The organism is Bacteroidetes Order II. bacterium (assembly GCA_016788705.1).
Taxonomy (GTDB): domain Bacteria; phylum Bacteroidota; class Rhodothermia; order Rhodothermales; family UBA2364; genus UBA2364.
Map to the genome: position 1 here is coordinate 39,464 of JAEUSQ010000057.1, position 14,945 is coordinate 54,408.

At 44.1% G+C, this 14,945-nt stretch carries 11 protein-coding genes; 3 read left to right on the plus strand and 8 right to left on the minus strand.

The genetic code is table 11. The features are described 5' to 3' along the window. Window positions 1-594 carry a hypothetical protein gene (locus JNN12_14770; GenBank protein ID MBL7979599.1) on the plus strand — a complete coding sequence of 198 codons (594 nt, stop codon included), beginning with the start codon at window positions 1-3 and terminating at the stop codon, window positions 592-594. Window positions 595-867: 273 nt separating this feature from the next. Here JNN12_14770 and JNN12_14775 read toward each other — a convergent pair whose 3' ends face one another. The 4 genes from JNN12_14775 to JNN12_14790 form a co-directional block, all read right to left on the minus strand. Next, window positions 868-1,581 (minus strand): SDR family NAD(P)-dependent oxidoreductase, encoded by a 714-nt coding sequence (locus tag JNN12_14775; protein MBL7979600.1) that lies wholly within the window; start codon window positions 1,579-1,581, stop codon window positions 868-870. Between the two features lie 224 nt (window positions 1,582-1,805). Further along, window positions 1,806-2,375, minus strand: coding sequence for a DUF1572 domain-containing protein (locus JNN12_14780; protein MBL7979601.1), 570 nt, complete (start codon window positions 2,373-2,375; stop codon window positions 1,806-1,808). Then, on the minus strand, window positions 2,365-2,922 hold the full coding sequence (locus JNN12_14785) for a WG repeat-containing protein (GenBank protein MBL7979602.1): 558 nt from the start codon (window positions 2,920-2,922) through the stop codon (window positions 2,365-2,367). The genes JNN12_14780 and JNN12_14785 overlap by 11 nt, the downstream gene beginning before the upstream one ends. A gap of 72 nt (window positions 2,923-2,994) precedes the next feature. Then, window positions 2,995-3,360, minus strand: coding sequence for a WG repeat-containing protein (locus tag JNN12_14790; GenBank protein ID MBL7979603.1), 366 nt, complete (start codon window positions 3,358-3,360; stop codon window positions 2,995-2,997). A 1,012-nt stretch (window positions 3,361-4,372) separates the two neighbouring features. Between JNN12_14790 and JNN12_14795 the strand changes: the two genes are divergently transcribed. Beyond that, window positions 4,373-5,077: a sulfite exporter TauE/SafE family protein gene (locus JNN12_14795; GenBank protein MBL7979604.1), complete on the plus strand. Its 705-nt coding sequence runs from the start codon at window positions 4,373-4,375 to the stop codon at window positions 5,075-5,077. Between the two features lie 21 nt (window positions 5,078-5,098). After that, on the plus strand, window positions 5,099-5,803 hold the full coding sequence (locus JNN12_14800) for an acetolactate decarboxylase (protein ID MBL7979605.1): 705 nt from the start codon (window positions 5,099-5,101) through the stop codon (window positions 5,801-5,803). Window positions 5,804-6,808: 1,005 nt separating this feature from the next. Here the strand turns inward: JNN12_14800 and acnA are convergent. From acnA to JNN12_14820, 4 genes are all read right to left on the minus strand, one after another. Further along, window positions 6,809-9,535 (minus strand): aconitate hydratase AcnA, encoded by a 2,727-nt coding sequence (gene acnA / locus JNN12_14805; protein ID MBL7979606.1) that lies wholly within the window; start codon window positions 9,533-9,535, stop codon window positions 6,809-6,811. Between the two features lie 231 nt (window positions 9,536-9,766). Beyond that, window positions 9,767-10,423, minus strand: coding sequence for a DedA family protein (locus JNN12_14810; protein ID MBL7979607.1), 657 nt, complete (start codon window positions 10,421-10,423; stop codon window positions 9,767-9,769). A 437-nt stretch (window positions 10,424-10,860) separates the two neighbouring features. Further along, the gene (locus tag JNN12_14815) at window positions 10,861-13,110 is read right to left on the minus strand and encodes a S9 family peptidase (GenBank protein ID MBL7979608.1); all 2,250 of its coding nucleotides are present in this window, start codon (window positions 13,108-13,110) and stop codon (window positions 10,861-10,863) included. Between the two features lie 324 nt (window positions 13,111-13,434). Beyond that, entirely contained in the window at window positions 13,435-14,925 is a 1,491-nt protein-coding gene (locus tag JNN12_14820; protein MBL7979609.1) for a phosphotransferase, read from the minus strand. Window positions 14,926-14,945 lie beyond the last annotated feature (20 nt).

Consider the following 14,945-nt stretch of genomic DNA (forward strand, 5'->3'; position numbering starts at 1 on the left):
ATGGATATGCCGCTGACTGCCCAGACAAAACCCTTAGCTCCCATTTACTACTGGGCCGAACGGGTATTTTGGATGCTGATGTTCTTGATCCTCCTGAACACGGGTTGGCTTACGTGGCGCTTTACGGCTTTAGAGGCGGGTCTGGCAACTCCCGGAACAGGTTTTTGCTCATTGTCGGCACGGGTAGATTGCGACAAGGTACTCCAATCTGCCGAGGCACGGTATTTTGGACTACCCAATGCGTATTTGGGGTTTGGTTTTTTTGTATGGGTAACGGTCTGGTTTGCGCTTTTTCCTAAGCTGGGACTGGTCTATCGTCGGTGGGCATACAATGTACTGGCATTGGGTTTTTTGGCTGCTGTGCCATTTACCTTGCTTTTTTTGGGTTTGTTGGCGAACATGCCTGTTCTGTGCCCTATTTGTCCCATCAATCATTTGCTAACTTGGTTTGCCTTCGATCGCTTGCTCCGGATCCGGCGATTTGCCCCCATTCCAGATTTCCCCCCACCGCTTAAACCCTTTCTCCAATGGCTGAGTATCTCACTGATCCCAACACTTGTCCTTTGGTATGGCTGGTGGATGTTGAGGGGATGAGACGGGCTTTTTTAATCCTATAAATACGGTCTTGTGATAAAAAAACAACCGAAAACAAAGGCACAAACGAAGACGTTTTCTCCGACATGTTCGACATACCACTTACCCCAATCATATTTGAGTGCATCGTCATAGGTCAGAGATAAACAATGAATAACAAAAATCTTCCCAAGAACAATCTAATAACAAATTAAAGAATTGTTTTTACATGTTTTATAACAAACGAAAACTTGTGCTTTCGCGTAAAAAACTGTATGCTGTTTTTAATGTCCATTACCAACTGACCTGTACCCCGTCTCTAAAAAACTTACCTGTCGGTGAAGGGTCTGGCAAAGTTGCAGCCCATACAATTCCTTGTGCTCCTTCTGAAACTGGTCTCGCTCCCCATTGTTCTGTTCCTAGATAAGTGGCGACAAAACCAGGGCAAACTGAATTGACCGTTACTTTTGTGTCTTTCAATTCTCTTGCCAACTTGACGGTCAGGCCGTTCAAAGCAAGTTTGGTAATGGCATATACAGGTGTATTACCCTGATGATTCTCTAAACCGAATATGGGGTCGGTAAATGAACCCGCACCGCTTGAAACATTTACGACTCTTCCACTGTCCGACTTTTGTAGGAGCCACTGAAACGCTTTTATCATTCGCCAAGCACCCAAAAGATTGGTATCAATTGCCTCTTTGATAAACAATATATCGGCATTTAATGCTTGTCTGCCTTGGTCAAAGTATGCCGCTGCGTTATTAATCAGTACATCCAATTTACCAAATTCAGTTTCAACATCTTTTGCCAATTGATTTACTGATTGGTCGTTTGTAATGTCTAATTGCCGTGCAGAAACATCAATCTTTTCAGCCAATTCAGATACCTTGTGTAGGTCTCTTGCTGCAATAAGAACCTTAAATCCAAGTTCTTTTAATTGCCGTGCAGTCTCGTACCCAAGTCCCATTTCTCGGCTTACTCCTGTAATAAGCGCTACTTTGTTCATTGTCTTTATGTTTGACTTTACTGTTATGGCCTGTCTTTGAGGATGGGGCAGAGCAAAAAAATCCTGTACAGCTGGCTTAGTTTCGCTCATTTTCACTTCCGAGCTGCCTACACTGAACTGGAGGAAATAAAACACAGAGTTTCAACTTTACGTGCGGCCTACCGAGTTTGCTTGCCGTACCACCCCAGCAGACACAGAATCCGTATTGGCGGTTCGATTTTAGGCTATTTTTTATCATTTATAAATTCGTCGGTAAAGTGTTCTCGTTGTTTTGGTTTTGAGAATTTATCTTTGTTGAATAGCTGAGAATTTCCTTTTGGAATTGACAGCGAAGCCCAACCGTTTTCAGCAAGCATCTTCCCTAAAAATACAATTTGCCCAATATGATATGGATAATGTGCAAGTTGTCGGTTAATAGCCTCAATTACAGTATGTCCTTGATTACGTATGTAAATAATTTTGTCAAGATCGTCTGCCGTTAATGAGTTGATTGTGTTGAAAAGGCAAGTCCAACCCTCGTTCCATTTGTCTAAAAGCTCTTCTCTGCTTTGTATGTCGTTTTCAAATTCAGCGTCTCTATCCCGAAAATCTTTTTCTCCGTCCGAAGTCAAAAAGTCTGTCCAACGTGAAAGCATATTGCCCCAAAGGTGTTTTACGATTGTCGAAATACTGTTGCTTTCGTCATTGTATTGCCAAAACAATTTATCGTCTTGCACTTGCGAAAACGTTTGGTCCCCAAGCATTTTGTAATACGCAAATTGTTTTCTTGCGCTATCCAAATAGTCATTTGTCATAATTTATTTTTCTGGTTAGTGGTGGTTTTGTGCTTCTTATGATTGCAAATGCTCTATTGAAAGAGAAAGGCGTAAGTTCGTCCCAATCGGTGTTTGAAAATATTATTTCTCCTTTTGTATTGATTGCTCCCTTATAATCATAACGATTCTTTGGAGACCATAGCTTAACAGTATCAGGATCAACAGAATATATTTCAATAATCGCAATATCTTGATGAAAATTATCATTACCGTAGTCGAGTTTCCATTTTTTTGACGGGATAGTAAATTTATACTTCCCCATGTCATCTATTATTCCTTCGTAGTCATAATATCCTTTCTGGTTTTCAACAATTAATTTAACGCGTGCATAGCCATTATTAAACTCTCCAATATCTTTGTATTTCCCATATTGAACTCTCCATTTTCCAAATGTATCTATTACGCCTTTTTCATAAACACCTTTCTCAATGCTGTCATTTGAATCGGAGTTGTGATTTAAGCCTGTTACAACAGAAATACCATTATTGAAAGCAGTCATTTGTTTGAATAGTGTATCTACTACCAACTTTCCTGCCTTATTAATTACTCCGCATTTGCCTGTTTGTGTAACAATTATCCCAAATGAGTTACTAATAAATTATGAAATTTTTTTGTAGTTATAGTTAAAAAAAATACTTCCCTTTTTGTTAATAAAAAAAGGTTTTCCGTCAATAAAAACTTTTGCAAGCCCGTTATACAAAGACAATCCTAAATCAAACTTGGGCGAAATGATGAATTTTCCCTTGGTGTTAATATATCCATAAGTTCCATTCAGTCTAACAGGAGCAAGACCTTCTGAAAATTCCCCTGCTGATAAGAACTGCGGTTTTATTATTGTTTTTCCTGTTTTGTCAATGTAGCTATATAAGTTGTTGTCCTTAATGGTATAAAGTCGGTCCGTACTTTGCCCCAATGTCTTCAAGCAAAATGTTGTCAGTATAATTATTAGAAATATTCTCTTCATGTCTCTGCCTGTTTTAATAAAGGCGGTCTTCCACCTACAATTCTAGAAATGATTTAAGTTCAATAAAAATAAACAAATAAAAAAGATTACTGGGATATCTAAAGTAGTTTTTAGGTTTAAACAAAAACTACCAAGATATAGCAATCCTTCTCCGACAAAATACGTCAATTAATTTTTGGCGTCAAGCTCCTGCTTCACCTTTCGACATTAAAGACCTTTACCGATATTTTGAGCGCCCTTTGTTAATGTGGTAAAGTGAGACTACCAGCCATTGCGGCGGCGATCTCAAACGCGGTTGAGACGGCTTCAAACGAGCAAAGACTCCGCCGCTTCTTTAGTTCTGCCACGTTGCGACACAAAGACTTCGTTAAATTTTGCTATCAGTTGATGCTTGGCTTTTGTCCAGACTCCGACAACAGTGGATGATGTGAACCTTCTTCAAGAACAGTCTAATCATGTCTTATCTCCTTGTTTATGAATAGTTTAGACAAAGTGCGGAGGGAGTGGCCTGGCACACAAAGGGCGCTATTGGTAATGGAACGAAGTCTTCGTAAATTGGTCGGGCTAATCGTATCTGATTGTAGAAACGATAGCAGTGATGCTGTAAACTGCATGGGTGATTGTTTGGTAGTATAAAACTACTAATGGGTACATGCGGTTTATGGCTTCACGTAACCAACCCCTTCTCAAAGAACTAATTTTTGGCCAACATATAGTAATAAATTTTTAAAGGAATTGGGACTATCATCAATATAACAAGATGAATTGCCAACGCGATCTGCAAGTATATTGCCAAATCTAACGCATGATAAAATTGTTTTTAAAAGATCCCGATCCTTGAAGAAATCAAACGACTCTGGACTAAAATTTTATAATTTGAAATCAAAAAATAAACTTACAAAATGATTATCATGTTAATAGTTCAATATTCATATTTAAAATAAATGGAAATAATCATTATATCATTATCAGCACTCATAGTTTCTATACTTACTTTTTTTCGGGTTTTGGTTTGGGAACAATCCTTACGCCTGTTTTTATGATTTTCTTTCCTGTGGAGTTGGCAATTGCATTAACAGGAGTGGTTCATTTCTTTAATAACATTTTCAAATTGTTTTTGGTCGGTAACAATGCTAACAAAGAAGTTTTGTTGCGCTTTGGTGTTCCTGCTGTAATTTCCGCTATGCTAGGTTCATGGATGTTATTAAACATAACCGACTTACAACCTTTGTTTTCTTATTACGCATTTGGAAAATATTTTGAAGTTTACCCTGTGAATTCTATTATTTCAGTTTTGCTTATTATTTTTGCAATTATTGATCTTATTCCTTATTTTAGCACTTTACAATTTGAAAAAGATAAGTTACCAATTGGCGGAATGTTAAGTGGCTTTTTTGGCGGACTTTCAGGAAACCAAGGTGCTTTTAGGAGTGCTTTTTTAATTAAGTCAGGACTTTCAAAAGAAGCATTTGTTGCCACTTCCGTAGTGGTTTCAACTTTTGTGGACTTCACTCGCCTAAGTATTTATGCGACAAGGTTTACTAAATCAGGACTGACAGACAACATAGTATTAGTAATTTGTGCTACACTCGCAGGAATTGCAGGAGCATATTTTGGTAATAAACTTTTGAAGAAAGTAACTTTAAGATTTCTGCAAATAACCATAGCAATAATGTTAATAATCATTTCACTCGCATTGGGTGCGGGAATAATTTAAAATAGAAAAATGAACTTAAAGATGACACTTATTGGATTGGCAATGTTGATCTTAACAAATTGCACGACCAAAGCACAACAAACGACTAACGAGGTAAAAATCGTTGGGGAGATGAAAAATGTAATGTGGAAAGGACAGCTTTACGGAAATGTTAACCTTCGCACTATTGCAAACAAGACAAATTTGTACGGACTTGGGCCTGTTGAGTATTTAGCAGGTGAAATCTTAATTATTGATGGTAGGTCATATAAATCAACCGTGTCTTCTGACTCAATAATGAAAGTCGAAGAAACTTACGACATAAAAGCTCCATTTTTTGGTTATGCAAACATTCCAATGTGGACTGAACAATCTTTGCCCGACAGCATTCAGACCGTTCAACAACTTGAAGAACATCTTGATAAGTTGACTATATCTTCACCAAGGCCATTTATGTTTAAACTTTCTGGAACGGTTGAACAGGCGATAATTCATGTTGTAAACTTGCCCAAAGGCGCAAAAGTGCATTCGCCAGCCGAAGCGCATCAAGGACAGGTGAATTACGAGATTCAAAACAAACAAGCAGACATTATTGGCTTCTTCTCAACAGAACACAAGGCCATTTTTACGCACCACGACACCTATCTTCACATGCATCTAATAACGACCGACAGGCAAAAAATGGGGCATTTAGATGAGGTTTTGCTCAAGAAAGGAACAATGAAACTTTATTTGCCAAAATATTAAGATATGAAAACGTTGATCATTATCAATGATGCACCATATGGCATAGAGGAGACATTTAATGCTTTAAGAATTGCTAATCAACTCAATAAAAACTTTCCGTAGTAATCGTTTTAATGGCCGGTGGTGTAAATTGTGCTATTCCAAACCAAAACACCCCAAGAGATAATTACCACATTGAGCGAATGTTGTAATTATCCACCAATAAAGGAACTCGACTCTTACTTTGTGGAAGTTGTCTTGAAGCAAGGGGACTTAAAAATATAGAACTTGTTGAAAAGGCAGAAATTAGCACAATGGCAGAACGAACCAAGTAGATTATTGAAAGTGAAAAAGTTTTGACCTTATAATGATGTAACGAAAGGCACAAATTATCCTAATTTAAAATACAAAACTCGGATTGAAAGAAAATTGCAAGTAGTTTACCATTTTGCTACTTGTAAATGCATTTGTGGGCAAAATGATTGGAATAGAGCAAACTATCTTTAACCAATTTGCAGAATTAGAATTTGGAGTGACATCAACAACGGCTATACTTTCTTTCATACAGCTTTCGGCACTAGAAAGACAATAGTAAACTATTATACAAGATAACTTGCCAATAAATTTAGATATATAAGTTTACTTCTATTTGACTCATTTCTTCCAATACCAATTTCCCTTATGCCCATATATACTGTTAATTGGAGGTGGGTAATTTTTCCCAATGCGCTTTTAGGTATCAGTCAAGGACTCACTTGGGGTAGCACTGTTGTTATGAAAATAGACCTTGCTGGAGAAAAAGACTGCTGACGGGGTTTATGCAAAACTTTTAGACGGCATTAAATAAACCTTTTTTATACAAAATCATACAACGGCCCTCTGTCTCTGTTACAGTGGTCCTTTTTGTTTTATCCGGTTCGTTTAAGCATACAATAGACTCCCCAAAGGGGACTTATTTAAAAATAAGACGGGTTGCTTCCATAGAGAAACAACCCATTTTACTTGACTTCAAACCTTGAGTTCACCTCACGCCGCGACGGCTGCTTGGTTCAGGAATTCACGAAGGACGTAGTTTAAGATACCGCCATTTCGATAGTAATCTACATCAATCGGTGTGTCTAAACGGCAAATGGCTTGGAATTGCACCTGTGTACCATCTGCTTTGGTTGCCGTTACCGTGATTTCTTGACGGGGCGTTACATCGTCCGTGACAGGAATATCAAAGGACTCGGTTCCGTCTAAGCCCAACGTCTCGGCGGTTTCTCCCGCTTTATATACCAATGGTAGAACGCCCATCCCCACCAAATTGGAGCGATGAATCCGTTCAAAACTTTCGGCAATTACTGCTTTTACGCCCAGAAGCATGGTTCCTTTGGCGGCCCAGTCGCGGGAGGAGCCCATTCCATAGTCTTTTCCACCCAAGACCACCAACGGCATACCGGCCTCTTGGTATCGCATGGAAGCGTCATAGACACTTGTCACTTCGCCCGTTGGAAAATAAGTGGTCCAGCCGCCTTCGGTTCCCGGAGCCACTTGATTCCTGATGCGAATATTGGCAAACGTACCGCGCATCATCACTTCGTGTGCGCCCCGACGCGAGCCATAGCTATTGAAGTCTTTGGGTTCAATGCCATTTTCCAGCAAGTATTTCCCGGCGGGTGTGTCTTTTTTGAACGAGCCAGCGGGCGAGATGTGGTCCGTGGTAACAGAATCACCCAGTTTAAGCAGCACCTTTGCACCAGAGATGGGTTCAATCGCCGAGACCTCGCGGGTGAGCGTGGTGAAAAAGGGTGGTTCTTGCACATATGTCGAAACCGCATTCCATTCATAAAGCGCGCCTTCGGCCACCGGAATGGCGTTCCAGTCTTCATTGGAGGTTTCCACACCATGGTATTCCTTCAGGAACATAGATGCCGTCACATATTTTGAGACCAATTCGTTAACCTCGGCAGCGGTTGGCCAGAGGTCTTTTAGGTAAATTGCTTGGCCCAAGTCGTTGGTACCGATGGGGTCGCTCATGAGGTCCAAGTCCACTGTTCCGGCCAAGGCATAAGAAACGACCAACATCGGTGAGGCCAGATAATTGGCTTTCACCAAGGGATGAACACGGCCTTCGAAGTTGCGGTTTCCGGAAAGAACGCCCGCTACCACCAAGTCGCCATCGGTAATGGCTTTGTTGACAGGTTCCCGAAGTGGTCCTGAATTTCCGATACAAGTGGTACAGCCATATCCCACCACATTAAACCCGATTTGATTTAGATAGGGTAGAAGACCGGCTTCGCGTAGATATTCCGTTACCACGCGGCTACCGGGAGCAAGCGAAGTTTTGACATAAGGCTTCACCTTGAGGCCATGTTCTATGGCTCTTTTGGCGATCAGCCCTGCACCCATCAAAACAAAGGGGTTCGAGGTATTGGTACAAGACGTGATAGCGGCAATCACCACATCGCCATTCTTCATGGTAAGTTTTTGTTTTCCATCGTCGTAGGTGGATAAAGCAGCCACTTTTTCCGGTACAAGTCCAAAGCCGGCTGGCCCGATTGGCGCGGTAAGGGCTGATTGAAATTCCTTGCCCACGTCGGGTACAAAAATGCGGTCTTGCGGACGTTTGGGCCCGGCAACGCTTGGCACGACATCGGCCAAGTTTAGGCTGAGTGTATCGGTAAAGACCGGATCGGACGTTTCGTCGGTGCGGAAAAGCCCTTGTTCTTTGGTATAGCGCTCTACCATCGTCACCAGCGCTTCGTCGCGGCCCGTACGACGCAAGTAATTCAATGCCTCGTCGTCAATCGGGAAAAACCCGATGGTTGCGCCATATTCTGGGGCCATATTGGCGATCATGGCGCGGTCTGCGAGACCAATACTGGAGATGCCTGGACCATAAAATTCCACGAATTTATCCACTACGCCTTTTTTACGGAGCATCTGCGTAATCGTGAGCGTAAGGTCTGTTGGTGTAACCCCTTCGCGGAGTTTACCTTCGAGCTTAAAGCCAATGACCTGCGGAATGAGCATGTAAATCGGCTGACCAAGCATGACCGCCTCGGCCTCGATACCACCCACACCCCAACCTACAATCCCGAGGCCATTGATCATCGTGGTATGGCTATCTGTTCCGACCAATGAATCTGGATAGATCACATCCAAACCCTCTTCTTCTGGTCGTCGCCAAGCGGCTTTAGCAAGGTATTCGAGGTTGATCTGGTGGACAATTCCGCGGGCGGGGGGAACCACCCCAAAGTTGTCTAAGGCTTGTTGTCCCCAGCGCAAGAACTCGTAGCGTTCGCGGTTGCGTTCAAATTCCAACTGGTTATTGATGAGCATTGCGGCTTCCGAGCCATACTCATCCACCTGCACAGAGTGGTCTATCACCAAATCTACAGGAACACGCGGATTGATCACATCTGGGTTTCCGCCGAGGCGTTGCATGGCCGAACGCATGGCGGCCAAGTCCACCACACAAGGCACACCCGTAAAGTCTTGTAAAATAACGCGTGCGGGCAAGAAAGGGATTTCCTCGGCCACTGGATTGGCGGGATCGTAGGCAGCTAATCGCTCGATGGCCGTTTTCGGTACCACGTAATCATCACAATTCCGTAGGGCCGATTCTAACAGCACTTTGATGGAGAATGGGAGGCGGCTTACTTGCCCGAATCCATCCTGCTCTAATTTGTCCAAACGGTAGAGGTAGGCTTGTCCAGAGCCCGTATCAAATAGTTGTCGTGCTCCAAAAAGGTTTTTCTTTTCGCTCATGTGCGTAACGTGTTTGCTGTTGAAAGGATGGCGCGCAGGGGCCTTCACAATCTACAACGTGTTGAGAGAGACTGGGATGAAATTTTCCAGACAATCGGCGGAAAATGATGAAAAATGGCCCGTCTTCAACGACAAACAGGCCATATACGAGGTTCCGCGCTGATGCTCCCTCTTCCGAAAGGGTTTTATGAGGTGTCCCTCACCATGATGTATCCCCACGCTCGGTACTCATTAGCTAAGCCAACGAATTACCAAGAACCCACCTACCAATAAGAGCACAAACAAAACACTCAGGATTTCTAAATATTTGTCTATAAAAGCTTTTATAGCTCGGCCAAAGAAATAAAATAACGCTCCAATAAGAAAGAAGCGTAACGCACGACTGGCTATTGAGGCCAACATAAAGACCACAAAATTTAAATCAAAAACCCCTGCCGTGATTGTGGCTACTTTGTAGGGAACAGGAGTGAGACCGGCCACCATCACTGCCCAAAAGTCGTACTCGCGGTAAAGCGCTCCCGCACGTTCAAAAACTTCGGTGGTGAACCCCGGAATATGGTCGAAGAAAAACTGTGCAAATCCACTAAATGCGCCCGCCGCATCATACCAAAGAAAATGTCCGATCCCATACCCAAACACACCACCCACAACGGAGCCAATGGTACAAACCAGCGCAAACCAAAGGGAACGCTTAGGCAAACCTACACAAAGCGCCATGAGCAAAACGTCTGGTGGAATGGGGAAAAAGATAGACTCAGAGAAGGCAAGCAGTGCAAGTGCTGGAACTCCATACGGCTTGCTGGCCAAAGATTCCACCCAGTCTTTGATCCGGTGTATCCATCCAAAAAGGCCGCTGTATCGGTCTTTCTCGGTTGTGCTGTGCGTCATTAGGAGGTTGTTTTAAATTTAATTGGACAGGAGAAAAGGCAGAATCGCATTTATCATCCATACAGTTCCCCAAAAAGACCAAATAAGTCTTTTTTTAACAGATCAAATAGGCGCTCGTTGTTTTTAGCGTGGGCAGGATAAGCCTGGTAGAATTAACTCCCAAAATCGCGTTGGAGTTACGGTGTAAACCTAGATACATACAACCAGGTTCACAAGACCGCCACTATTTAAAGGTACGTGCTCTATTTGCCCCCAACGATACAACTGGCGACGATGGTTCAGGCGACGGATTGGACTGAGCCACTTCATGCAGGATTGCCAACAAAAAACAAATGCCCAACAAAAGAACACGCAAGTTCTTAACCATTTTACAGGCTTCCTCTTTCGCATAGAGGCATCGCCAAACAACTTAGCCCTTACCAATTGAGGGTGGCGGCTTATCGTGCGCCCGCTTCTAAATTCGAGAGCAAGTAGCGGGTAAGAAGTTCATACAAATGACGGCTCGTGTTTTTTCCTTCATAAATGCCATGTGCCCGATTGGGATAGGCCATCATGGTGAAGGGCTTATTGGCCTCAATCAGGGCATTAATCAGGCGCTCGGTCCCTTGGTAATGCACATTGTCGTCGCCTGTGCCATGCACCACCAACAAATTCCCCTTCAGTTGGTGGGCAAACGTGAGCGGGGATCCAATGCGGTAACCCTCTGGATTGTCCTGTGGTGTGTCCATGTAACGTTCTTGATAAATGGTATCATACAACCGTTGGTCAGGCACGGGTGCAACCGACATGCCCGTTTTGTACCAATCGGACGAGCGGAAAAGCAGGTTAAGCGTCATAGAGCCTCCCCCGCTCCATCCCCAAACACCTACCCGTGTGGAGTCTATCCAAGACCACTTTTGGGCCATATTGCGCGAGGCGGTTACTTGCTCCTGCGAGGCCAAAACACCAATTTGGCCGTAGATGATCTTCCTCCAATCACGACCCCGTAAAGATGGGGTTCCTTGGTTGTCTAAACTGGCCACGATATAGCCTTTTTGGGTCAGCATGGTATGCCACAGAAAATTCCGACCGCCCCAAGAGTCCATAACGGTTTGTCCAGCGGGTTCGCCATACACATGATAGAGGATCGGATATTTTTTGCTGGGATCAAAGTCAGCAGGTTTCATGATCCAGCCATCCAATTGCACGCCATTTCCAGCGTCAATCCGGAAAAACTCGGATTTTGCTGCGCGAACGGCTGCCACACGCTCTTTTAGACGGGTATTGGGCACGGGTATGCGGAGTGTTTCATGTGCTGGCAGGCGGATAATCTCGGTTGTGGGTGGTGTCCCAAATGCAGACCACGTGTGCAAGGCAAATTGGCCGTTCGGAGAAACATTGTATTGATGAACACCTGCTTGTGATTTTGGTGTCAGACGCTCATTTCCCGTACCGTCCAATCGGATACGATACAAATAACGTTGAGTAGGATTTTCTGGCGAGGCGATATAATAGACCCATCCGGAGGCAGGATCTATCTGAAGCACCCGCGCCACATCAAAATCGCCTTTGGTAATGGCCTCAATTCGGCTGCCATCTCTTTGTATTTTATAGAGTTTACGCCAACCATCGCGTTCACTGACCCATGTAAATGCCTTTTCGCTGTCTGTCCAAATCAAGTCATCTACCACATCTACCCACGCCTTGGGATCCGCATCGGTGAAGACGGTACGAGTACGTCCGGTTTTTACATCACACAGCATCACTTGATTTGTGTTTTGCTTACGATTCATGCGTTGAATAACCAATTCGTGTGCATTTCCGGCCCACTCCATACGGGCAATGTAGTTATTCCGAAGGTCTCCCGGTACATTCATCCACTTGGTAAGACCACCCGTAGCCGGAACCACCCCCACCCGCGCCGCCGAGTTGGTGGTTCCGGCTTTGGGATACTGAATCGGGATTACATAGGAATAGAGCGAGTCCGTATTATTAATTAACAGAAAATCTCGGACACCTTTTGCATCCAACTGCCAATAGGCAATGCTTTTGCTATCGGGGCTCCACCGGAACCCATCTTGGAGACCAAACTCTTCCTCATACACCCAATCGAACGTGCCGTTGATGGTGGTTCTATTGCCATCACGGGTGAGTTGCAGGATTCGGCCCGTCGTCAGGTTTTCGGTATATATATTGTTTTGACGTACATAGGCCACTTGTTTTCCATCCGGAGAGAACTTCGCAAACATCAGCGTGGAGGCCGGGGCTTTTCCGCCCAATTTCCAAAGTTTTCCAGAAGCCACCTCCAGCACCCAATAATCGCCACGTGTATTGGTGCGCCAAACACGTTCTGAATTTGTAAAAAGAAGCATTTGCTTATGATCCGGCGACCACTCATAATCTTCTATCTCGATCGCTTTTTCACTGCCTTTGGGGGTGAACGTTTTGGCCGGAATTAAGATGCGCCGCACACCCGTAGCCGTATCATAGGCAACCAAGTCTTGCCCCACACTACCATTGGCAGGACGTTCTAAGGTCGTATAAGACGCTCCGCCATCCATCCACCGAACGGGACCGAAGCCCTCAGCACCAAAATGCCCGCTAAATAATTGATCGAACGTAAGCATTCCGGATGCTGGATTTTGGGCGAAGAGCCATCCACTTCCGGCGAGCATTACAAAAAGACAAAAGCGCAAATAGGATCTCATGGAATTTTCGTTTGGATCGTAATGATAAAAGATAATAGTAATCTACAAAAGAACCCGGCAAAGCAACAGAATTATTTTTCTCAGGGTAACAATCGGCAAGCATGAAGGACGATGATCACCAAAGAACAAATACACAATCTTATTGTATCAGACAAAAATGATCCTATGAAATATAGTAAAACATCGCATTTGGTCTATTAAGGCTTGTGTGGTACAATATAGAAAGGCCAAGGTAAAGCAACCACAATGCCGCACCATTAAAGAAGGCGGGCATTGCCTTTGAAAAAGTGATTAGTGGCAATATGTGGATAAAAAAGGCAATTTTTATCCATTCTGCCAATTTTTTCGCTCCTGTTCCACGTGTGTCAGTAAAACCGTGACACCATATTTTTCTTCGAGGTGTTGTGCCATGCGGTCGGCGCAATAAACCGACCGATGCTGTCCACCCGTACAACCAAAATTGATCATCAGATTCGTAAAACCTCGTGAAAGGTACTTTTCCACCTGCATGTTCACGAGATGGTAACAGCCCTCCAGAAAGTATAACACGTCACTCTCGGCCAGCAAAAAGTCCTTAACCGCCTGGTCTCGGCCTGTCAGCCGCTTATAGGGTTCATACTTTCCGGGATTATGGATAGCGCGGCAATCAAAGACAAACCCCCCACCGTTGCCAGACCGGTCTTCGGGGATCCCTTTCTTGTAGGAAAAACTCGTTACGATCACTTGTAAGTGTTTGTTTTCTTGGCGCTTAGGCGTATTTTCTGGCTTGACAGGTTCGGATTTTTGCGGCGCTGAAATGGCCCCCACTTCCCTCAGTTCGGGATTTTCTACCATCTGCTGGATAACCCCCAATAGCGCTGGTAGGGCAACGGGGAGGTCTGCTTTTTCCATCCACCATGCTAAGTTTTCTATGGCCGGGGGCAGGCTCTGCAGAAAATGAGGTCGGTGTTCAATCCAGCCTCGAAAGCCATATGCACCAATGGTTTGAAGCGTCCGAATCAACACAAATCCCATAAAAAAGTCCCAAAACTCTTTTCGGTTTACCGCCGTTCGGGTTTCCAATACATCTAAATAGTGGTTGACCAATTCGGTGCGGATTTCATGCGGGATGCGTGCCTTTGCCTGAAAGAGGAGCGAAACAAGATCGTAGTGCAGTGGTCCTCGGCGCCCCCCCTGAAAATCAATAAAAAAGGGTGCGTCGTTTACGAGCAGAATATTTCGTGCCTGAAAATCTCGGTACATAAAATAATCTGCCCGCGCCGATCCCAAGTAGCCAGACAAACGATTAAAATCATCCTCTAATGCCTGCTCATCAAATCGGGTTTTGAGTTTCGCTACATAATATTTAAAGTAGTTCAGGTCCCAAGCCATAGACTGCTTGTCGAAATCCGAACGCGGGTAACACACCGAATAGTCCAATCCTTCACCTCCGTCTATCTGGAACCGCACCAATTCCGTAAGGGCCTTTTGGTAAGTCGTTACCGGAAAAGGCTTGTCTTTGCATTCTTTGAGCAGATGGTCTAACAAGGACCGGTCGCCCAAGTCGCCCACAAGATACAGATGCCCCGCTTCATGTTCCCCCAAAACGGGTGCAACATGCAAGCCCTTGGCATGAAAATGACGGGCAAATGTCAGAAAAGCACGGTTCTCGGCCAAATTGGGGCCATATGCACCGATAGCACTGTGGGTGTCGTTGAATAACCGGTAATACCGACGCTCCGAGCCAGAAGGGGGAATTTCGGTAATACGGACTTCGGAACTACCTGCCCACTGGCAGAACAAGTCGGATAAAATTTCGCGGTTTGGGTCAAACACAACAAGACAAAATTGAGGCG

Bases quoted from the DNA above. Each gene is read 5' to 3' on its own strand.
- JNN12_14770 (MBL7979599.1), top strand. From the start codon at position 1: ATGGATATGCCGCTGACTGCCCAGACAAAACCCTTAGCTCCCATTTAC.
- JNN12_14775 (MBL7979600.1), bottom strand. From the start codon at position 1,581: ATGAACAAAGTAGCGCTTATTACAGGAGTAAGCCGAGAAATGGGACTT.
- JNN12_14780 (MBL7979601.1), bottom strand. From the start codon at position 2,375: ATGACAAATGACTATTTGGATAGCGCAAGAAAACAATTTGCGTATTAC.
- JNN12_14790 (MBL7979603.1), bottom strand. From the start codon at position 3,360: ATGAAGAGAATATTTCTAATAATTATACTGACAACATTTTGCTTGAAG.
- JNN12_14800 (MBL7979605.1), top strand. From the start codon at position 5,099: ATGACACTTATTGGATTGGCAATGTTGATCTTAACAAATTGCACGACC.
- acnA (MBL7979606.1), bottom strand. From the start codon at position 9,535: ATGAGCGAAAAGAAAAACCTTTTTGGAGCACGACAACTATTTGATACG.
- JNN12_14810 (MBL7979607.1), bottom strand. From the start codon at position 10,423: ATGACGCACAGCACAACCGAGAAAGACCGATACAGCGGCCTTTTTGGA.
- JNN12_14815 (MBL7979608.1), bottom strand. From the start codon at position 13,110: ATGAGATCCTATTTGCGCTTTTGTCTTTTTGTAATGCTCGCCGGAAGT.